This window comes from Chitinophagales bacterium (assembly GCA_013816805.1).
In the GTDB taxonomy this organism is placed as follows: Bacteria; Bacteroidota; Bacteroidia; order Chitinophagales; family UBA10324; genus MGR-bin340.
In genome coordinates, this window is sequence record JACDDS010000002.1 from 137,898 (window position 1) to 160,702 (window position 22,805).

Consider the following 22,805-nt stretch of genomic DNA (forward strand, 5'->3'; position numbering starts at 1 on the left):
AAAAATCTATTATCGAATAGTGTCATGTAACACCGGGTACGTTACAAAATAATCAATTCAATAATAAACAGATAATCTAATTTAAATTTATAGAACGGTATCTCTTGTAAGTTTCACGCAGCAGATATGCTGCACCACAATAGGGTGTATCAAAAAAATCTGTTAGCTTTTATTTAACCATCACTTTATAATTCACAAAATGTTCATCATTAAATAAAATCACAATAAAAGCTTATACACAGATTATAGTGCAAAGAAAGTTTGACATTTCCCTCTCTAATCCAATTCTTTTTTGAACTTTGCACGCAATTTTTAGAAAGTGACCGTTAGAGCAGAAAGAAGGAGATACATGAAATTATTCAATTTTCTTACCCAGGAAATCGCTATTGATCTCGGTACCGCAAACACTGTGATCATCCATAATGATAAAGTGGTGGTGGATGAGCCATCAATCGTAGCAATTAACCGCATAACCAGTAAGGTAGTTGCCGTTGGAAAGAAGGCAATGCAGATGCATGAAAAAACTCATGATAACCTTAAGACCATCCGGCCTTTAAAAGATGGCGTAATTGCCGATTTTAATGCAGCAGAAACAATGATCCGCGAAATGATCAAAATGATCAACCCGAAGGGGTTTCTGTTTCAGCCCACATGGCGTATGGTAATCTGCATACCTTCCAGTATAACAGAGGTAGAGAAACGTGCAGTTCGTGATTCAGCGGAGCAGGCAGGTGCGCGTGAAGTTTACCTTATACACGAACCTATGGCAGCAGCGCTTGGCATTGGCATAGATGTGGAAGAGCCGGTTGGTCATATGATCATCGACATAGGAGGAGGCACTACGGGAATTTCGGTGATTGCCCTGGCGGGAATTGTATGCGATCAGTCCATCCGCGTAGCAGGAGATGAATTTACCGCTGACATTATGGATTACATCCGGCGGCAGCATAACATGCTTATAGGTGAACGGTCTGCGGAAGCAATTAAGATCAATGTAGGTGCAGCCATGATTGATATAGATGATCCGCCCGAAGATTTTGCAGTACACGGCCGCGATTTAATGACTGGAATACCGAAACAGATTACAGTTAATTATCAGGAAATTGCCCACGCTCTGGATAAATCGATTGCAAAAATTGAGGAGGCTGTTTTAAAGGCTTTAGAAACAACCCCTCCGGAGCTTGCATCAGATATTCACCGTTCCGGCCTGCATCTTACAGGCGGCGGTGCATTACTCCGTGGACTTGATAAGCGGCTCTCTTTAAAAACCAAACTGCCGGTAACTGTTGCCGATGATCCATTGAGGGCAGTGGTAAGAGGTACTGGAATTGCACTTAAAAATATTGCCCGTTTCCCATTTCTTATGACTTGATTAGAATGTCTGAATGGCTTTAGTATTAGACGTTATAGCAGATTGCCCTGTCACTACCATAGGCTAATATCCTCTAATTGCAATGCGTAATTTATTTATTTTTATTTACCGGAATTACGCATTCTTTTTTTTTCTGTTATTACAATCCATCTGCATTGTATTAATTGTCTGGAATGAAAATTACCACCAGGCTGCTTTTCAAAATCTTGCTGATGAATGGGTCGGAAGGTCCTATAAGGCTTATAATCAGGTTACAGAATATCTTCGATTAGGTGATGAAAATTCCCGCTTATCCAAAGAGAACGCGAGGCTCCGGATGCTTATGCCGTCTTCTTTTTACACGGATACTTCAAATGTCTATTCTAAAACTGATTCTATTCACCGGCAGCTGTATACTTATATTCCGGCCCGCGTGATAGAAACAACAACCAATCGTATGAAAAATTACATCATGATAGATAAGGGGAAAAACGATGGTGTGGCACCGCGCATGGCAGTTATCAGCCCTGATGGAATTGTAGGTATTGTAAAAAATGTCTCTGCCCATTTTGCAACCCTTTATTCAGTTTTACATCAGGAGGTAACAATCAGCGGACGTGTGAGGCAAAATGGAAGCCGGGGCACCATTCGATGGGACGGTGGCAATCCGGATTACGTGATTTTAGCCGATATTACCCGGATGGAAAAGCTCCGTCAGGGTGATACTATTTACACAAGTGGCGTTTCAAGGCTGTTTCCCGACAATGTACCGATAGGGACTATTGATCAATTTTCGCTTAAGCCGCCGGGTAATTTTTATGACATTACCGTAAGATTATCAACAAACTTCCGCCGCCTGGATTATGTATATGTAGTAAATTATATGATGCATAGCGAATCGGATTCCCTTATGAACCGGACATTGGAAAATGATAAATAGAGTCCCTGTGCATATTGTCCGTTTTATATTGCTTGTTTTAGGACAGGTTTTAATCCTGAATAACATTCATTTACACGGTTTATTCAATCCTTACATTTACCCATTGTTTATTTTATTACTCCCTTTTCAGACTTCAAGAGGGTTACAATTGCTACTGGCATTTCTGCTGGGCTTAGTAATTGACTTTTATTCAGGAACAGGGGGATTGCATGCTTCTGCCTTAACTGTAGTAGCATTTTTACGTCCCTATCTGATCATTGCTATGAAACCAAATGATGGTTACCAGCCTGAAGACCGGCCAACTATCTCCAGTATGGGATTTACCTGGTTTTCCATTTATGCCTCTATACTTATATTTGTTCATCACCTCTATTTCTTTATAATCGAAACACTTAGCCTTCAGCAAATTTTTTTCGTTTTTTCCAAAATAATAATAAGTGCCGCTGTATCAGTTTTGCTGATGATTCTGCTCCAATATGTTTTTTACAGAAGAAAGAAAACACGTCTTGTATAAGACATTATTTTTCCCGGAAATAATACGTCCAAAAATTTCTCAGAAGGAAGAAAATGTAACGGAAGCGTCATTAATCCTCTTTAAAACATTTTAACATAACCAGTTTGCTTTACTTAATTTTCTGGTTTTTTTTACATAAAATTTATATTAGGATTTATTTCCGATAATAAATCTTTATTAATAGCCAGATATATTGTTAATCATTTTTTAATGTGTTCTAAAGTGCCGATTGACCCAGGCCTTTCTTTGAAATGTAGCAGATGTTAAAAAGTTGCTATGGCATGGTAGTTGAAAAATGGGACCTGAATAAAATATTCGCTATCATGAAAAATCTAAAGTTAAGTCTTACCATTTTGCTTCTTGCAGGTATAGGAGTATTCTCTGCATGCCAGAAAGATCAAATGAATACAGATCTGCAAAATGAGGATATTACTCGGGAAGCAAATGTTGCTTTTGCCGACCACCAATCCGCATATGTAGATGCACTTACACAGGCGGTAAGCTGGAATGTAATAACTCCGCTTAATTCGGCCAGTGTGCTGTCGCCCTGTAGTACTGTAACCTATGACACTTCCAGCGTCGTGAAAACGGTTACTATCGATTTTGGCAGTGTCCCTTGTCAGGTTCCAAACGGTGAAGAATTTCGCCAGGGAACTTTAATTATTACATGGACGGGCAATATGCTCGATTCGGGAACAGTAAAAACAATTACTCCTCAAAACTATTATGTAGGTGATTCTGCTTCCAGGATGAATAAGTTTGAATTTTCCAAGACCATTACCAACATGGGTAAAAATGAAAAAGGCAATACTCATTTCCTCGTTGAAATGAAAAATGCAACGCTCACTTTATGGGATGGAGGAACTATTACCTGGAACGGAAATCATGACCGCGAATGGGTACAGGGAGCACAAACCCCAAACAGAAGTGATGATGTATTCTTAATTACCGGAGGAAGCAATGGTATTGATCGCAAAGGCGAACCATTTACTGCAGAAATCCTAAAGCCACTTCGTAAAGATGATTGTGAATGGATAGTAAGTGGAACAAAAATAGTTACACATGGAGACAATTCCTCCAGGACTATTGATTACGGTGATGGAAATTGTGATGACCTTGCAACCGTAACATTAAGCAACGGCACTACCAGAACTATTCATATTGATAAGCCATAACAAATAAATAATTTGGAATGAAGGGGGAAATCTTCGAAAGAAGGTTTCCTTTTTTTATTAAAATAAAGTGCCAGATTGAAATAACCCCACTAAGTATATTTTAAACAGCGAAGCTTTCTCCGCAGGCGCAGGTTCTTGTAGCGTTCGGGTTTATGAAATGGAATCCTTTACCATTCAGTCCATCTGAAAAATCCAGTTCTGTTCCGCATAAATAAAGAAAACTCTTCAAGTCACAAACCAGCTTCAATCCTTTATCCTCAAAGACCTGGTCCTCTTTTTTTAATTCATGGTCAAAGTCCATTTTATAAGATAGTCCGCTGCATCCACCCCCTACTACACTAACACGAATAAAATAGGGCTCATTTAAATTTGTTTCCTGAACAAGAGATTGAACTTTCGACTTTGCCTTGTTACTGATTGTAATCATTTGAATATATTTTAACTAGGTAATCTAAACAATGGTACTACGATTTAAATATTACATCGTGAAGTTTACTTTCTGACTTCTTCTATCTCTCTAATAATTATATCTTTTTTATGTGTTTCCCACAAAGAGCTTCGTTCCCTGATCTTCTTCACACTTTCAGTAACATACTGAATAGCATAATTAACTTCTTCTTCAGTATTAAATCTGCCAACAGAAAACCTTATAGAAGAATAAGCAAGCTCATTACTTAATCCTAACGCCTTTAATACATAAGAAGGTTCCAGCGATGCAGAAGTACAGGCACTTCCGGATGCTACAGCAATATTCTTACTTAAGGCTATCATCAGGCTTTCACTTTCTACATGCTTAAAGGAAAGATTGGTAATGTGTGGTAACCGGCGTTCAGTGTCACCATTAACATAAACTTCTTCCTGTTTTAATAATTCCTTCTCCAATTTATCACGCATTTTCTGTTGGTACGCAGCCTCGGCCAGCATTTCATTTGCACAAATTTCTGAAGCCATGCCGAAACCCGCAATGCCGGGAACATTTAACGTACCTGACCGCATTCCTCGTTCATGCCCTCCTCCATCTATTTGGGCGGTTATCCTTACCCTTGGATTTCTTCTTCGCACATACAGGGCGCCAACTCCTTTTGGACCGTAAATTTTATGAGCTGAAAAAGAAAGCAGATCGATACCATCAGCCTCCACATCTATATTTATTTTACCTGCCGCTTGAGTTGCATCGGTATGGAACAGAACATGGTGTTTTCTGGCCACTTCTGAAATTTCTTTAACAGGCTGAAGAATACCGATCTCATTATTACCATACATGATGGAAACTAAAATCGTCTTATCAGTAATGGCATTTTCCAATTCCTTTATATCAATTCTGCCTTTTTTATCTACCTGCAGGTAAGTAATGTTAGCTCCATATTTCTCCAGGTGCTTACACGCATCCAATACGCTTTTATGCTCCGTAACAACGGTGATAATATGATTTCCTTTCGAAGCGAACATTTCAAAAACACCCTTTAAAGCAAGATTATTCGATTCAGTTGAACCTGAAGTAAATATAATTTCTGTTGGGCTTGCATTAATAAGACGGGCGCACCGTTCCCGGGCATGATCAACTGCCTCTTCACCTATCCATCCAAAGGCATGAGTGCGACTTGCAGCATTTCCAAATTTTTCCGTGTAGTAAGGCAACATTACTTCCAATACCCTTGGATCTACGGGTGTAGTAGCACTGTTATCCAGGTAAATCGGTAGCTTTATCATATCTAATCTACACGCGAATTTAAAGAAAAGTTTAACCCTGATTACATTTGCATGCAAAAGATCGAGCATATAGGCATCGCTGTAAAAAATCTGCAATCATCAAATGATTTATATAAACAGATTTTAGGAATAGAGCATTATAAGTTGGAAGCCGTACCGGCTGAAAGCGTTATTACCTCTTTTTTTAAGGTAGGAGAAAATAAAATTGAGCTGATTGAATCAGCCGATCCGAATGGGGTAATATCAAAATTCATTGAAAAAAAAGGAGAAGGTATCCATCACATTGCATTTTCAGTACAAGATATTTTTGAAGAAATGGAGCGCCTCAGGAATGCAGGATTCTTATTGCTGAGTGAGCAACCTAAACTCGGAGCAGATAATAAGCTGGTGTGTTTTGTACATCCAAAAAACACAAACGGGGTGTTGGTGGAATTATGCCAGGAGATAATAAAACGTTAGGTTCTGAATGAAAATAATTGTTGAAACACCACGCCTGATTTTGCGGCAATTTGTACCTGATGATTACTATGATGTTTTCGATCTGAACAATGACCCGGAAGTAATGAAGTATGTAAGCGGCAAATCTTTTGACTCCTTAGCGGCTGCAAAAAACTTTATGGATCATTACGGGGAATATGAAAAATATGGTATGGGAAGATGGGCGGTAATTTTAAAATCGACATATGAATTTACAGGTTATTGTGGCTTAAAATTTCAGGCTGAGTTGGGTGTTGACGGGGAAGTTAATCTGGGTTACCGTTTTTTTAAAAAGTTCTGGGGACAAAAGATAGCCACGGAATCTTCCCTGGCATCAATAGATTATGGATTTGAACAACTGAATCTTAAGCAGTTGGGAGAGTGATGAAAGAAAATAGTGCATCTATAAGTGTTCTAAAACACTGCGGAATGCACCTCGTAAAGGAAATGCAGTTTCATGAGCATCCCAGCCTGTATTTTCAAATCGATAATATAAATTGGAAAGAAGAACCCTATATTCCTATCGATTGTAATTTTTACGATGAGATGGAGGCAATTGCTACTATAAAAAGTGAATGTGAAATTGTCTTTTCAAATTCGGTTGGCGCTACAATAAAGATATGTGGCCATATCAAAACTTTTTTAAACCGGAACGGTGAGGAGTTTGTGGAGCTTTCAGACAAACGAATGATTCGGCTCGATAAATTAATAAGCGTTAATGGTAAGCTTTTGCCAAAAACCGGTGGGTGTAATCCTGCTTCAGCTAAGAATAAAATCTGACACCTTTAAAAATTTTTGACAGCGGCATTGATAACTTCTTTCTAAAGTATAAGAAGGATTTAGAATACCACCCAGGACATTTCAGGACTCCTTATCTGATGTTTTTACTATTTAATAGTAAGAATTATGAAATTATTGCGGTGTCCGCTTAAAAAATTTGTATATTTTTGTACCTATTAATGGGTAACCATATTTGTTACCATAAACTATTAAATTATGAGAGATCTCTTCTTAACTACTGCTTTTCGTGTAATCTTGGCCTGCTTTGCAGGGTCATTGATTTTTCCCACAAAAAATATATCAGCACAATTAATTACTCCAACCCTGGGTGTGCGAACGCCGCTTAATTCAGATTATATCGGTTACAATGGCATGAATACTATCCACAGCGGCGAGTGGTGGAATGAGCCCAATCTTATGAGCCATACGCCACTCTTGAAGCCTAAGACCCTTCGCTATCCTGCAGGATCTCCTGCTAATTGGTGGGATTGGAAAATAGGATGGTTTATCAACCGGCCCGACCTGCCTCAGAAGTATAAAGACATGACACAGCGGGCAAATACCCTGGAAAACTTTAAAAAAACCCTGGATAGCTGCCATGCCACTACTATGTTCGATCTCAATATGCTCACAGCTACCCTGCAGGATCAACTGGCCATGCTAAAACATGCTGCCGCAATAGGCATGGCTGTTAAGTATGTTGAATTGGGAAACGAATTTTATATTCTTGGTGACAATGGGGGTGCCGGAGATGGCGATTCAGCACTGATTTTACAATATTATCCTACGGCTGATGTCTATGGCGATTCTGCCACCACCTGGATAGATTCCATACACCATTATTTTCCGAATGCAAAAGTAGCTGCACAGGGCACCTTCAATAAAAGCTCAAATGATAGAAGGACAACCTGGGATTCACTTACTGCTACCACTTTACGCCACGAGGATGCAATAACCTACCATTGTTATTATGCAGGGGAAAATCCAGGCACCTTAACCTATGGCGTTTACACAGCCGCGGATATTCCTGAATTTATGTGGAGACCTTTCGATGCCTGGGATGTTCTCAGCCATAAGGACCTTCCATTTTTAAGACAGGGAGACGAAGCGTGGATTACAGAATACAATCTCGATGATCTAAAAAAACCGGTCCATGGCTCCTGGGGGCATGCGCTATTCCTTGCAAATTATACCATGCAATTTCTGCAAGACTGGCGAATAAAAATTGTGGATTGTCATGACATGGTAGGCTCCGCTGAGCATGCTTCTTTTTTTGAAAGCGTGAGTGGCTTCACCTTTAACACTGATGATGGCTATTTGCCGCCTCCCAACCCTCCTGCAACTAAAAAATGGGGGCTTACCGCGGGGGGAATAATTATGAAGCTTATGGGAGAAACCTATGAAAAGAAACAATACGTTGCTCCTTTACTTTTCAATACCGGCCCTACCATAACATTTAATGATGAAGCTAATTTGCCTGTAACTTATCCGGCATTATTTGGCTTTTTATTTTCAGACAATGCTTCTTCCGCAGTTATCGTATTAAATCTTTCCAATAAACCATATAAGATATATACAAAAAACATTTTTCCTGCAGGAGGAAACTACGACAAATATGATTCGGATCCATTAAATTATATCGCAGACGATAGCCAGGTAGAGCACATTACCGGGAGCCTAACGGTTGATAGCACTTGTATTTTATTAAAGCCTTACTCCATCACACGCATCTCAGCAAATACAGTTCCTGCCCCCCCTTCGGCAAAGGTAGATATTGTTGCCAGCGGGCCTACTACCTTTTGCTTAGGACAAAATGTGCAGCTGGATGCAGGTCCCGGTTATGCAGCTTATCAGTGGTCAACGGGTGCAGCAGGTCCTACTATTACAGTAAGTGATTCGGGCAACTATTGGGTTCGTGTCTGGACGGCGTTAAATGGCTATGCTACCGGTGATACAATTGCAGTAAGAATTAATCCACTACCGAAAAAGCCGCACATTAATCCAAGCGGAGTCCGTGATTTTTGTGACGGTGGAAATGTGGTGCTAAGTCCAAGTTTTGATCTTAGCGGCTATAGTGTTTTATGGAATAACGGAGCTACCACTCCTTCTGTTACCATTACCATCAGCGGAAATTACTGGCAAACCATTACCGATCAAAATGGTTGTAAGATGAATTCAGATTCTGAAGTAGTAACTGTTTATGCCCTGCCGCATGCTACTATCTCACCCAAAGGTCCTGTTACTACGTGTAAAGGAACCGCCGTAACATTGGACGCAGGGGCAGGCTACAAAACATATACCTGGTCTAATGGAAAAGTGGGACAAACCAACAGTATTTCTTCAAGCGGAACGTATTCGGTTACAGTAACGAATGACCATAATTGTATTGGAAATTCAACGAATGCAGTTACCGTCTATGTAGATACCATCGCTATACCCATTTTAACCCCGAGTGGTCCCACCACCTTTTGCCAGGGTACTACTTTTTTTATAAGTGCACCTTCAGGATATAAATATCAATGGCTGAAATCGGGGATCAACATAAACGGAGCCACCAGTCAGGTTTATTATGTTACCGCCAATGGTAGCTATAAAGTAACCATAACAGATAATAATGGCTGCTTTGCCACTTCTGCTCCTGTCTCCGTTACTATTAATGGGTTGCCTGCCCCAAAGATCACGGTAGCGGGAGGCATCAGTATTTGCCAGGGTTCAAGCACTACCCTATCGGTTACTTCCACATACAATTCATACTTATGGAACACAGGCGCCACTACTCAAAGCATTCCGGTCACTACTGCTGGAAATTACTGGTGCACTATAACCAATTCAAACGGATGTGCAGGCACCACACCTGTGCAAACCATTATCGTTAATCCCTTGCCTGTACCCGTTATTTCGGCTACAGGTGCCACCTCCTTTTGCAATGGAGGGAGCGTAACGTTAGATGCAGGTTCTGGTTATAATAGTTATAATTGGTCGAATGGAAAAAATACGCAAACCATTAGTGCAACCACGACCGGAAGCTACGGCGTAACTGTTACTGATTTAAATGGCTGTTCAGGAACCGCTGTAACTCCAATAGACGTCACCGTTTGGACACCTCCGGTTCCGGTTATTACTTCCAATGGTCCTTCTACTTTTTGCCAGGGAGCCAATATTTATTTAACCACCCTATCAGGTTATCAATATCAATGGACAAAAGCAAGTGTAGCAATAAGCGGAGCAACACAGCAAACTTATTATCCTACCTCTTCAGGTACTTACAAGGTAACAATAACTGACACTCACGGTTGTTCGCAAACATCGGATGCTTCAACTATTACTGTTAACAGCAATCCGACACCTACCATAGTTTCTTCTGCGGGAAGTGGGATTTGTTCAGGTTTAAGCACTACATTAAGCTTAAACACATCTTATTCCTCTTACCAATGGTCAACAGGCGCATATACTGCATCTATAAATGTTGTCACGGCAGGAAATTATACCTGCACCGTTACAAATTCAAATGGATGCGCTGCAACCTCCCCCGTGCAGACCATTACCGTTAATTCCCTACCTGCGCCAATTATTACTGCTCAGGGGCAGGTTTCATTCTGTAATGGAGGAAGCGTAACTCTCGACGCCGGTAGCGGATATACTAAATACAGCTGGTCAAACGGAAAAGGAACACAAACAGTTAGTGTAACTACTGCAGGAAGTTATTCCGTAACCGTTACAAATCCTAACGGATGTACCGGCACATCATCGCCTGCTGTTGTTACGGTTTGGGATGTGGCTGTGCCAACGGTAAATTCCAACGGACCTACCACATTTTGCACGGGAAATTCTGTGCTGCTTTCAACGAGCTCCGCCTATTCCACTTATCAATGGCTAAAGAGCAGTGTTAATGTAAACGGGGCGACCAATAGCACTTATATAGCAACTGCATCAGGCACGTTTAAAGTAATTGGGGGAGACTCACATGGGTGTACTAAAACCTCATCAAATTCCGTAAGTGTAACCGCAAATAAACTTCCTGCTGCTACCATTTCTGTTATCGGATCGTTAAACGTTTGCAACGGAAAAACAGTTACGCTCAACGCAAAAACCGCCATTGGTTATCATTATCAATGGCAATTGAATGGGAATAACATAGCTGGTGCAACCGGAAGCAGCTATATAACAGGTATTCCGGGAAATCACACTTATATGGTAACAGACGGTAATGGGTGCTCCGCCACATCAGCCGCCAAAACTGTTACCAGTAACTGTAAAACATCAGATATCAATGAAGGGAACAATTCAGGAGCAGGTATGATAGTTTACCCCAATCCGGTTACAGACGTGCTGACCGCAAAAATTGTATTTACTAGTGAGTCCGGTGGAATGTGTACTCTGCAAATCAGGAATGTTTTGGGTGAATTAATTTTTGCTCAAGATAAACCCGTGAATAATAAAGTGCTTGTGGCAACAATTAATATAAATACTGCAATACCACAAGGTCTTTACATTATATCAGTTAAAAAGGATAAAGAGATATTCTTTACAGAATTTATCGTGGATTGACGTTCTGTTTTGGTCCTTGAATTATCTTAAAAGGCCATCAAATCACGATGGCCTTTTAGCTTTTTATGCCTTAACGTGCACCATGTATTTTTGATCAGAATTTTAAATCTATAAAAGCAATTTCCGGTATAGAAGCTATTTTATTTATTAAGAAAAACCGGAAACGCTATGTTTAAAATATTAACCCAGCCTGGTGCATAGCTTCCCCATAATTCAGATCAATTAATAAAATGCTTCATTTGCAGAAAGGCATTTTAGCATTATCATAAGCATGGCAAAAAATCAGGCAAAACCTAATTACAAATTTCGCGACTTGAAAGTATTTGGTCCCGCCGATCCTCTGGCTGAGAGTAAGCGTAAATACCAGCAGGTGCTGGAAGAATCTGATATTGTTTATATATATGCAGAGTTGTCTCTTTTTAATAAAAGGTTCGACCAGGATGAGTGGACTGTTAACGTTAGCCTGAAGGCTTTTTCTGAAGGCGGAAAAGAATTATGTGATCTAAAAGTAAGCCGTATTGTAAGGTCTGATGAAAATATTGTTTATTTCCGTGAAGGATGGGGTAGTACCGGGCCGGGAATATTTTGGAAAAAAGGGAAATATTTCTGGGAGGCCTGGGTTGACGGCGAGTTATTAGGTATCAAAACTTTTTATGTAAACAATGGAGGAAGAGTAACAGCAGAAATAAATCCCTATTTCAAAATTCAGTCATTAAAGCTTTATGAAGGTCCTAATAGTGGAATCCCCCTGGAGCAGCGCAGGTATCTGAAAAAGTTCAATAAAGATGAAACAAGATATATATGGGTGGAACTGGTCATTCAAAATTTTTATGAAGAAAAGGGCTGGCCATGCGAAATTTTTTTCGATTTCTACAATGATGCTGCACAGCTCAAAGGGCAGTGCATAGAGCTCCATTTTGCTGATACCGAAGTAAACGGTTTATACACTATTACCACCGGCTGGGGATCAGATACTAAAGGCACCTGGTATGCCGATCATTTTCTCCTGGAAGTAGTGTTTATGGATCAGATTATTAGCAAAATCCCTTTCACCGTAGCCGAAACTTTTGAAGAAGGTGTGGTAGTTGTAATAGATCAGGTTCTTTTACAGCAGACAAGTCAATCAAGTGATCACATTGAAACTGCTGAGCAGCTGGTTGAAAAGCTTGACGGGCTCATTGGACTGCAATCAATAAAAACAAAGATTCACGATTATCTGAAATTTTTGGAATTTACTAAGCTTCGTGCAGAAAAAGGGTTGCCGGATACGGAAAAATTAAATCTTCATTTCGTATTTACCGGAAATCCCGGAACAGGAAAAACTACAGTTGCCCGGCTACTGGGTACTATGTACGCCAGGATGGGTTTACTTACAAAAGGACATTTGGTAGAAGTGGATCGTGGCGATCTGGTGGCGGAATATATCGGGCAAACGGCTCCTAAGACTAAAGAAGTAATTAATCGGGCGAGGGGCGGAGTCCTTTTTATTGATGAGGCGTATGCCCTGGCACGAAAAGCAGAAGATAGCAAAGACTTTGGAAAGGAAGTGATTGAAATATTGGTAAAGGAACTAAGCGATGGTAAGGGAGATCTTGCAATAATTGTAGCAGGTTACCCTGAAGAAATGGATATATTTCTCAATTCAAACCCGGGACTGAAGTCGCGCTTTGGAAAGTTTTTCGAGTTTCCCGATTATACTCCTCAGGAACTTGCTGCAATAGCACAATATGCAGCTGCGGAACGCTCACTCTCATTTACATTTGAAGCCAGCAAATATCTATATGAAAAACTGGTAGCAGCTTATAGAAGCCGGGACCGTTCTTTTGGCAATGCACGGATGGTAATGGCTTTGATTGAAGAGGCTAAAATGAATATGGGTCTTCGCGTAATGACGCTGCAAAACCCCAAATCTCTAAGCAAAGAAATGTTTTCTACACTGGAAAGAGAGGACTTTCAAAGAATTTTTGCAATAAAGGAAAAAGTAACACCTGATATACCTGTAGATGAATTGGAATTAAAAGAAGCAATTGGTGAACTGAATTCACTTATTGGCATGGATCACATAAAAAATGAGATCAATGAAATGGTGAAGCTTGTTCGCTTCTATAGGGAAGAAAGAAAAGATGTATTAAGCAGATTTTCGCTTCACAGCGTATTTATGGGGAATCCAGGCACGGGAAAAACTACCGTAGCCCGTATCACCGCCCGCATCTATAAGGCCTTAGGGTTGCTGGAGCGGGGCCACCTTATTGAAACAGACCGACAGGGATTGGTTGCAGGGTATGTTGGTCAGACAGCTCTTAAAACTTCGGTAATAATTGATTCGGCAAAAGGAGGGGTGCTGTTTATTGATGAAGCTTACAGTCTCAGCACAGGTTCGGGGAATGATTTTGGAATGGAAGCTATTGAAACCCTGCTAAAAAAAATGGAAGATCTAAGGGACCAGCTGGTGGTGATTGTAGCGGGTTATACAGGAAACATGAATTATTTTCTCGATTCAAATCCAGGTTTAAAATCCCGGTTCGATAAGATTTTTATATTTAATGATTATTCACCTGAAGAGTTGTATGCGATTGCGCTTCTGATGCTGAGTAACGAAAATCTGACACCTGACTCGGAGGCTGCGGAGCACCTCAAAAAATATTTGCAGGTGATCTATGATAAACGGGATAAATATTTTGGAAATGCAAGAGCCGTTAGAAGAATAGTTGAAGAGACAATCAAGAATCGTGACCTAAGAGCTTCTTCCATACCTAAAGAAGAACGCACAACCGAATTGCTTTCTAAAATTATTTATGCGGATGTAGAGGAATTTAAGCTAGGTCAACAGGTATCGGATGTAAGGAAACGGATTGGTTTTAGTTTACCCGGAACAACCTGATTTGTCAATAATCGCCGATATGATTGAATTAGAAATACCAGAGACAAAACAGTTTTCTAAATTCTTATTGGCTCATTTCAGATATAACGGCAATGGAATAGCCCTACACAAAGTTTCCGACCGTAAGGCATCTTAAGTTTAAGTAAGGAAACACAGGAATTATTTCGCAGTTACCATCAACACGAGCAATCGGTGTTGCTTTTTTAAATAATCAGCTCATAAATTATCTGAATCTGTTTTAGACCTACATTTGTCAAAACGTATTTATGGTATTACTTGAAATCTGGTTTCCACAGATCCTTATAATTACTGGTGCAATTGGAGTAATTTATTCCTTTATAAAAGCCTTCGGGCCACCTAAAAAAAATCATGAACATACTGATGAGCATGCTCACCACTAAAATGAAAAACTTTCAAAATACCTATTGTTTTGGAAGAAAAAACCTAATAATCATTCTTACCTGCTAATTTATTGATAGTCCGGTTTAAAATTATTTCTTACCAGATACATAGTTCGGAGTATAATACGCCCAGGCCATACACGAAAAAAACTCTTTCAGAAATTTTGTTTTAAGAATTATGTATTAATACGTACGTTTGATTCTAACCATTTTATTGTAACCAAAAAAAACCATTCCTAAATGAAAAAATTTTACGTTTACGCGGCGGGGATAACCTTATCGTTATTTTCCTTCGCGCATAAAACCTGGGCACAGCAGCAACCCGTTCCTTTTAGCATCATTAATTCAGGAACTATTAACTTCTCAGAATTAGCACAGCAGGAATTAAAAAATCCGCCGGCAGTAGTTTTCCGCAACCGGGAAAATGAGCCCGAAAACGTAGTTACATCCAGTAGCATTGCTCCTATTCCTGCAGATGCTGTTGAGACTACGATTGCGCTCCCTAACCAGGCAGCTCCTGTTGCTCCTTCACCGGCTCCAGTGATCACCTTTAATGGACTGCTTGATAATAATACGCTTATTCCGCCTGATGTAATGGGTGTGGCAGGTTCGAATCATGTTATGGAGACCATCAATACCCAGTACCGTATCTCTACTAAAACGGGTGGAATAGTAAGCACCTTAAGCCTTTCCTCTTTCTGGTCAGGTGCCCCAAATACTTCCTTTTTTTCTGATCCGCGACTGCTTTATGATCCAATAAATAATAAATGGCTCACCTGCATCATTGGCCAGCTGACAAGCAATAACCACTATGCTTTTTACATTGCCGTATCTCAAACAGATGATCCAACCGGAACATGGTTTGAATACGTGCTGGATACAGGGTCAGGAAGTGATCTTCCTGATTATCCTTCTATGGGTTTTAATACCAATTGGGTGGTAATTACCGATGATAACTTCTCGGGTGGATTTAGCTGGAATAAAGAAGATATCTGGGTCATGAACCGTGCAAGCTTGTACAGTGGAACATTAGGTACTGCGTCCCGTTTTACCGATAATACCCACATCCAGGTAATCTTTCCGGCTGCCACGCTGGATGCGAGCCAAACCACGGAATACCTGATCAGCGATGCAACGAACAGCAACTCCGGAGGTTTTGGATATGTAAAGGTTGCAAACATAACCGGCAGTGTTGGCTCGCCTGTTTATAACACCGGTGTTACTATTGGCACAAATCATCCCTGGAGCAATTCAGCGATTGATGTAAAGCAAAAAGGAAGCACCAAGCTTATTGAATCAGATGACCAGCGCTTCATCAGCTGCATCTATCGCAATGGTTCTTTGTGGGGTTCCCACCATGTGTATCTTCCTGCTACTAATCCTACGCACAGTGCAGCTGATATGTGGCAGATTGATCCGGCACGCAATACAGTGCAGCAATTTATCCGTGTGGAAGATGCTACCGGAAATACCAATTATTATTATCCCTCTATGGCGGTAAATTCCAATAACGATGTGCTGATGGGCTATACGCTTTCAGGAACCAATGATTATGCGAGTGGAGGCTATTCTTTCAGAGCCGGGACTGATGCAGCAAATACCATTCAATCTAACTTCACCTTTAAGGCAGGTTTGGCTTCATACTTTAAAGATTTTGGATCAGGCAGAAACCGCTGGGGAGATTATTCCATGACCTCTGTAGATCCTGTTGACGGAAGCTTCTGGACATTAGTGGAATGGGCACAGACCGGAAACAACTGGGGAACCGTTTGGGCTAATGTTGCCGGAGGTGGCGGAACATCCTGCACCGATAATTTTGAACCGAACAATTCGAAGGGTGCTGCAGCTCCAATTTCGGTGAATACCGATATCACGGCCTTAATCAGCTCTTCAACAGATAAAGACTTTTATAGCTTTGCTAATAGCGTAAGTCAGCCTAACATTCAGGTTACGCTTTCATCGCTGCCAGCGAATTACAATTTATTTCTTTTTAATCCCAGCGGCACGCAGGTAGCTTCGTCAAAAAATAGCGGAACAGCTAATGAAAAGATTATTTTTAATACTTCTGTAGCTGGAACGTATAAGATAAAAGTAGTTGGCGTAAGCGGAGCTTTCAATAGCTCCTCCTGTTATACACTAAACGCATCTATCAGCAGCACGCCTTTCCGGTTAACAGATATTGCATCGGGTAATACGCTGGACAGTAAAATGATCAGCATTTACCCCAACCCTACCACCGGAAATATGACAATCGATTTCAGTGCTTTGAAATCAGGCCAGGCCCAACTAATCATGTACGACATGCTGGGTAAGCAGGTATATATGCAAAATGCTAATGTGTTCGAAGGAATCAACCACTTCACCATTCAGCCTGATCAATTGACCTATGGGTTATACATGATTGAAGTTAAGTGTAATGGAACCTCGGAGCATTCGAGAGTAATGATCCAGAAATAGTTCTAAATCCTTAAAGCGCCATTCAATTTTTGGATGGCGCTTTATTATTTTTAAGTTGTCAGCTAATAGCTTCGTATAAGCTTGTACAGAACTATACCTGGATTCTTTTCATTCAAAAAATACATTTACCTTTGCCCTTCTCTCACTTTTTAAATAATTAATGGAATACAATACGCAGCGTCCGAAGCTGTTGATCAGCGAATATGGACGTATCATTCAGAATATGGCGCGCTATGCTGCCACAATAGAAGACCAAAACGAACGCAACGCAACAGCCCGGGTTATAATTGAGCTTATGAGCCAGGCAAATCCTGCGTTTAAAAATATTGAAGAATACAAGCATAAGTTGTGGGATCACCTGATTATGATCAGTGATTTCAAGCTGGTAGTAGATTCTCCTTATCCATTTCCGGAAAGAAGAAATATAGAAGTAAAATCCAATGAACCTTTACCGTATCCCAAGCATAAAATTAAGTTTCGCCACTATGGCAAAAATCTTGAAACTCTGGTTGAGAAGACAAAAGATGTAGATCCTGAAAAACGGAATGGCCTGGCTTACGTGGTTGCCAATTATATGAAATTGGTATATGCCAACTGGAACAAGGAAACGGTAAGTGATGATCTGATACGACAGGATCTTAAATCCATGTCGAAAGGCTTGCTGGAACTGGATCAAAATTATAATTTCGAAGTACCCGTGCCAGGACCTAATTCTCAATTTTCATTCAAGCCTCAAAAGAAAAATTTTGCGAAAGGCGGATTTGCGAAAAAGAACCGGCCATTCAATGGAAGTAACAATCGCTTTAAGAGAAGAAATAATCCTCCTGCCCGCTAAATATCCTCATCAGTAAATTAATTTATTGTTGGGTCTACAAAGTGTTTATAAAACATATGCAATTGTCCTTCAATTAATCAGCATATTGTTGGTGAATTCTCTCAGCACTGATTATGGATGCATTTAAAATTGAAGGTGGCCTGAAACTGAAAGGCACCATTGTTCCGCAAGGCGCAAAAAATGAAGCATTGCAAATTCTCTGCGCTACCCTTCTTACCGGTGAAAAAATTACCGTTTCTAATATTCCCGATATCAGTGACGTGAATATGGTTATCAGCCTGTTAAAGGACCTGGGAACTGAAGTGAAAAAACTTTCGGAAGGAATATATTCCTTCCAGACCAAAAACATAAACCTCGATTTTCTTTATACTAAGGAGTATGCTCAAAAGGCCGCAAAACTTCGGGGCTCTATTATGATCCTCGGCCCGCTGCTGGCCCGTTGCAAAAAAGCTTACATACCGCGACCGGGCGGCGATAAAATCGGGAGGAGAAGGCTGGATACTCACTTTTTGGGCTTTGAGAAATTAGGGGCGAAATTTAATTTCGATGCAAAAGAAAATTCTTTTACCGTTGATGCATCCGAGCTGAACGGCGCTTACCTTTTGCTCGATGAGGCATCTGTAACCGGAACGGCGAACGTATTAATGGCGGCCACCCTCGCAAAAGGCACCACTACCATTTTTAATGCTGCCTGTGAACCTTATATCCAGCAGCTGTGTAAAATGCTGAAGAGCATGGGTGCAAAGATTGAAGGATTAGGAAGCAATCTTTTGAAAATAAAAGGGGTAGAAGCCCTGCATGGCTGTGAGCATCGAATGTTAAGCGATATGATTGAGGTCGGGAGCTTTATAGGTCTTGCCGCTATGACGCAATCTGAAATACTGATTAAAAACGCACAGTCAGAACACCTCGGAATAATTCCTGATACCTATAGAAGATTAGGAATAGAAATGGAGATACGCGGCGAAGATATTTTTATTCCTGCACAGGAATCTTACAAGATTCAAACATTTATTGATGGCAGCATCCTTACTATTGCTGATGCAACCTGGCCTGGCCTTACGCCTGATCTTTTGAGTGTGATGCTGGTGGTGGCAACCCAGGCCAAAGGGACCGTACTGATCCATCAAAAAATGTTTGAAAGCCGGTTATTTTTTGTAGATAAATTAATTGATATGGGTGCTCAGATTATCTTATGTGATCCGCACCGCGCAGCAGTGATTGGGATGAACCGCCAGCAACCTCTGCGGGGCATCTCTATGACTTCTCCGGATATCCGTGCTGGAGTTGCGCTTTTAATAGCCGCGATGAGCGCAGAAGGAACCAGTACCATAAATAATATTAACCAGATAGATCGCGGTTACCAGCGGATAGATGAGCGATTGAATAATTTAGGAGCAAGGATTAAAAGAGTGTAAACCCGATGGTCAAATCAGAAGTCCAATTTTTTAGAATTTGTAGAGTACATATAGGTTTACGCAAGTTCCTTTAAAAACAAGATTAACTTTTAAGAATTGAAGTACAAAAACTTAATAATTGCACTCTGTATATTAGCAGTAATAGGAATTATTATTTACGAAATATATGATTACTATAAAGTTTTAGATTTCTCAAATGGAGATCGCATACCGGAGCTTTCTTATAATGATCCCGGCGGCCATCAAATATCTCTTTCTTCCCTGAAAGGCAATATCGTGCTCATTGATTTTTGGGCAGGCTGGTGCGGCCCATGCAGGTATGAAAACCGGGAACTGGTAAATTTATACCAGCGTTACCACAGCACTTCTTTTAAAAATGCAAAGGGATTTGAAATTTACAGCATCTCACTGGATAACAATAAGGACTTTTGGGTGAACGCCATTCAGCAGGACGGTCTTACCTGGCCTTACCAGGTGAGTGACTTGAAGGGATGGAATTCAGACGCCGCTTTGAAATTTGGAGTGCGTTCAATTCCTGCAAATATTCTTATCGATCAGAACGGAAAAATAATCGGCAATAATTTGACGACGACTGAAATTGAAAATGTCTTAAAAAAGCGTTCGGACAGTTAAGTTCCTTCATTTTGCCTGCATCACGATTTTGCCTCCTTGTCTACAATGTTATTTACCTTATTACCCGTTCAGCCAATTTTTAAATGCTGCTGACCGGTCTATACTCACTATAGTTTCAAATTCAGGCTTGGGTTTCAGCTCCAAAAAAATTCTACCTCGTCCATAAGATGACATACTGGTAATTGAGTGAATACTCACAATTATTTTACGGTTGATGCGAAAAAAATCATCAGGATCTAATATTTCTTCAAGGTTATCGAGCGTATAATCTATAGAAAATTTTAGATACTGTTCTTTACTTTGAAGAATTACTACTTTATCAGTTATAAAGAAATATGCCACTTCATTGGCATCCAGTTTTATTATTTTTTTACCTGTGCTTACCATAAAGCGCTTCTGATAAGCGGGCTTCTGTTGATGCATCCATTCCAGCAAAGGCTGTAAATCAGCAGTATTATTTTTTATGCCTTTAAATTTTTTTATAGCAACGCTGAGGTCCTCTTCAGCTATGGGTTTCAGCAGATAATCTATGCTGTTTACTTTAAAAGCTTTAAGAGCATATTGATCATATGCCGTAATAAAAATAACAGGGGCGCTGATATTGATTTGATCAAAAATCTGAAAGCTGTTTCCGTCGGAAAGATGGATGTCCATAAAAATAAGATCGACAGAATTTTCCTTGAGCCATTTTACCGTTGATTTAACAGAACCAAGCTTCATAACAACCTCCATAAGCGGTTCGACCTTTTGAATAAGTGCTTCTAACCGTTCGGCTGCTATTGCTTCATCTTCAATAATTAATATGCGTATCATGTTATTCCTCTAACATTGGAATTTTCGCAATATAAAAATGCCCTTCAATACGATGCTCCATCAGTTTCTCAGTAATCGTTTCATAGCGGGCGTTCAGATTTTTTAATCCAATTCCTGTAGATTCCATCTTATCATTGCGCAATTGCAAATTGTTCCTCATCATTAAAAAATCATTTTCAACAGTTGTAGTAATCTGTAATGGATTTTCTACAGAAACTTCGTTGTGCTTTATTGCATTTTCGGCAAGCAATTGCAAAGATAATGGTGGTATCAACTGGTGCATATTTCTTACAGGAATGTCCATGTGTACTACCAAGCTTTCGCCAAACCTGATTTTTTGTAAAAAGAAATAGGAGTTTACAAAATCCACTTCGCTGGATACTTCCACCAATGCATTGTTACTCTTCTCCAGAACATACCTGTACATTTTAGAAAACTCAATTATAAATTGAACTGCCTTTTCGGGATCTTTATATACAAGTGATGAAAGGGTATTCAAGCTATTAAACAGGAAATGAGGATTTACCTGGTTTTTCAGTGCTTCATATTGCGCCTGCACCATCTCTTTTTTCAATTGTTCAGAGCGAATCAGTGAAACTTTCCAATTGATGAAAAGTCCCCTGCTTTCCATGAACATGGTGACTATTATTGAAATAACAACAGCAAGAATTTCATTCTGAAACAGATAACTTTTTAAATAAGTAACGTGAAAAAAAAGGGCATTTACTATTAATGAAAATACCAACATGCAAGTGATTGCATAACCTATTACGCATATCAATTCGATAATTAATCGCTCCCCTGCCTTTTTATTCCAGGGATATTGTTTCTGTAACCAGTGGACAATAAACGTTATTCCGTAAAAGAGTAAAATGGTTACTGCGATTGAAAACAAAGCCGAACTAAAAAAATCCATCCATACCTGGTCACCAGTTCTAAATCCATTAATCAGCCATTGACTTAAGAATAAAAATACAGGAGGAAATATTCCAATAAGAATTACCAGCAACCAGTTTAAGCGGGAAAAAGATACTCTTCTCATTTTCTGTAAAGCCGGTAAATACTATATAAAATTATGCTGTGGACGTTTTCATTCTAAACTTATTCTTATAATAATTTACTGACCTGGTTATTAAAAATACTCCAATAACGGTAGGTGCCAGCCAGGCAATTATGGAAGGGAGAAAAATAAGATTCGTTATTGCAAAAGCAGTAAATGTTGCTATGTAGGAACCTGCCATGCGCGTAATATGTCCAAAATACCAGGCCTGTTTATCCTGCATGGATTTTTTCAGCCGCCGGTATCGCTGTAAGTCATGTACCGTTAGCAGCAGGCAAATCGCTCCGAACACTGTAAGAACACTTGCAGGTTGCCAGATGGAATGCATTGCGAGATAAACGGAGTAAACAATCATGCAAATGCTGGTACTAAAAGTAATCCACGTAGAAATTTTATCAGGTATTGGAACTATCATGTTGTTCTTAATCTTTGTGTGCCGATAACCCGTAAAGGTTTGGTAGAAGCTGAATATCCCTATGGCAAAAAGAAAGAAATTTGTGTGCATGAACGACATGGGTATAGCCGTACAAAAGACGCCAAACATTGCCCAAAAATAGACCATACCGAATCGCCTGTGAATGTTTCCTCCCTTCTTTGAAAACATTGGAATTAAGCCGCTCGTTAGTGCTGTAAAGCCAGAAGCAATGTGAAGTGCTAATAATGTCTTAAAAAACAGATCCATATAAATAAATTTTTGTAAAAAAATTACTTATTCATTTCAGTTGTAGGCTAAATGGGATGGAAGTGTTTCATGAGCGGTTGAAAGTGATTTATGCCGGTTAAGCTGCTTAACACCAGTAAAAAGAAAAGTA

General features: G+C 39.9%; 18 protein-coding genes. 13 read left to right on the forward strand and 5 right to left on the reverse strand.

Annotated features, from left to right (window positions below):
• The first annotated feature begins 349 nt into the window (after positions 1–349).
• The 4 genes from H0W62_02370 (at position 350) to H0W62_02385 (ending at position 3,980) form a co-directional block, all read left to right on the forward strand.
• The gene (locus H0W62_02370; GenBank protein ID MBA3647386.1) at positions 350–1,372 is read left to right on the forward strand and encodes a rod shape-determining protein; all 1,023 of its coding nucleotides are present in this window, start codon (positions 350–352) and stop codon (positions 1,370–1,372) included.
• 82 nt (positions 1,373–1,454) lie between these two features.
• Positions 1,455–2,291 (forward strand): rod shape-determining protein MreC, encoded by an 837-nt coding sequence (gene mreC, locus H0W62_02375; protein ID MBA3647387.1) that lies wholly within the window; start codon positions 1,455–1,457, stop codon positions 2,289–2,291.
• Between the two features lie 7 nt (positions 2,292–2,298).
• The gene (locus H0W62_02380) at positions 2,299–2,805 is read left to right on the forward strand and encodes a rod shape-determining protein MreD (GenBank protein MBA3647388.1); all 507 of its coding nucleotides are present in this window, start codon (positions 2,299–2,301) and stop codon (positions 2,803–2,805) included.
• A gap of 323 nt (positions 2,806–3,128) precedes the next feature.
• Positions 3,129–3,980, forward strand: coding sequence for a hypothetical protein (locus tag H0W62_02385; GenBank protein MBA3647389.1), 852 nt, complete (start codon positions 3,129–3,131; stop codon positions 3,978–3,980).
• Between the two features lie 100 nt (positions 3,981–4,080).
• Here the strand turns inward: H0W62_02385 and H0W62_02390 are convergent, their stop codons facing one another.
• On the reverse strand, positions 4,081–4,407 hold the full coding sequence (locus H0W62_02390; protein ID MBA3647390.1) for an iron-sulfur cluster assembly accessory protein: 327 nt from the start codon (positions 4,405–4,407) through the stop codon (positions 4,081–4,083).
• Positions 4,408–4,472: 65 nt separating this feature from the next.
• On the reverse strand, positions 4,473–5,687 hold the full coding sequence (locus H0W62_02395; GenBank protein MBA3647391.1) for an IscS subfamily cysteine desulfurase: 1,215 nt from the start codon (positions 5,685–5,687) through the stop codon (positions 4,473–4,475).
• Positions 5,688–5,741: 54 nt separating this feature from the next.
• Between H0W62_02395 and mce the strand changes: the two genes are divergently transcribed.
• The 9 genes from mce to H0W62_02440 all read left to right on the forward strand — a co-directional run bounded on the left by mce (position 5,742) and on the right by H0W62_02440 (position 20,120).
• Positions 5,742–6,149: a methylmalonyl-CoA epimerase gene (gene mce / locus H0W62_02400; protein ID MBA3647392.1), complete on the forward strand. Its 408-nt coding sequence runs from the start codon at positions 5,742–5,744 to the stop codon at positions 6,147–6,149.
• A gap of 7 nt (positions 6,150–6,156) precedes the next feature.
• The gene (locus tag H0W62_02405) at positions 6,157–6,552 is read left to right on the forward strand and encodes a GNAT family N-acetyltransferase (GenBank protein MBA3647393.1); all 396 of its coding nucleotides are present in this window, start codon (positions 6,157–6,159) and stop codon (positions 6,550–6,552) included.
• Positions 6,552–6,947 (forward strand): hypothetical protein, encoded by a 396-nt coding sequence (locus H0W62_02410; protein ID MBA3647394.1) that lies wholly within the window; start codon positions 6,552–6,554, stop codon positions 6,945–6,947. Before H0W62_02405 ends, H0W62_02410 begins: the two co-directional genes overlap by 1 nt.
• A 216-nt stretch (positions 6,948–7,163) precedes the next feature.
• The gene (locus tag H0W62_02415) at positions 7,164–11,495 is read left to right on the forward strand and encodes a T9SS type A sorting domain-containing protein (protein MBA3647395.1); all 4,332 of its coding nucleotides are present in this window, start codon (positions 7,164–7,166) and stop codon (positions 11,493–11,495) included.
• Between the two features lie 271 nt (positions 11,496–11,766).
• Positions 11,767–14,376 (forward strand): AAA family ATPase, encoded by a 2,610-nt coding sequence (locus tag H0W62_02420; protein MBA3647396.1) that lies wholly within the window; start codon positions 11,767–11,769, stop codon positions 14,374–14,376.
• Between the two features lie 641 nt (positions 14,377–15,017).
• On the forward strand, positions 15,018–17,234 hold the full coding sequence (locus H0W62_02425) for a T9SS type A sorting domain-containing protein (GenBank protein ID MBA3647397.1): 2,217 nt from the start codon (positions 15,018–15,020) through the stop codon (positions 17,232–17,234).
• Positions 17,235–17,394: 160 nt separating this feature from the next.
• Entirely contained in the window at positions 17,395–18,069 is a 675-nt protein-coding gene (locus H0W62_02430) for a DUF4290 domain-containing protein (GenBank protein MBA3647398.1), read from the forward strand.
• Between the two features lie 113 nt (positions 18,070–18,182).
• A complete protein-coding gene (murA, locus tag H0W62_02435; protein MBA3647399.1) occupies positions 18,183–19,487 on the forward strand; it encodes a UDP-N-acetylglucosamine 1-carboxyvinyltransferase in 1,305 nt (434 codons plus the stop codon).
• Positions 19,488–19,583: 96 nt separating this feature from the next.
• Positions 19,584–20,120, forward strand: a complete 537-nt coding sequence (locus H0W62_02440; GenBank protein ID MBA3647400.1) for a TlpA family protein disulfide reductase — start codon at positions 19,584–19,586, stop codon at positions 20,118–20,120.
• A 60-nt stretch (positions 20,121–20,180) separates the two neighbouring features.
• Here the strand turns inward: H0W62_02440 and H0W62_02445 are convergent, their stop codons facing one another.
• From H0W62_02445 to H0W62_02455, 3 genes are read right to left on the reverse strand one after another with little or no spacing between them, the layout of a single operon-like run.
• Complete coding sequence (locus H0W62_02445) at positions 20,181–20,930, reverse strand: response regulator transcription factor (GenBank protein MBA3647401.1); 750 nt, start codon at positions 20,928–20,930, stop codon at positions 20,181–20,183.
• A 4-nt stretch (positions 20,931–20,934) separates the two neighbouring features.
• A complete protein-coding gene (locus tag H0W62_02450; GenBank protein MBA3647402.1) occupies positions 20,935–21,975 on the reverse strand; it encodes a histidine kinase in 1,041 nt (346 codons plus the stop codon).
• Between the two features lie 31 nt (positions 21,976–22,006).
• On the reverse strand, positions 22,007–22,675 hold the full coding sequence (locus H0W62_02455; GenBank protein ID MBA3647403.1) for a DUF2306 domain-containing protein: 669 nt from the start codon (positions 22,673–22,675) through the stop codon (positions 22,007–22,009).
• Between the last annotated feature and the right edge of the window lie 130 nt (positions 22,676–22,805).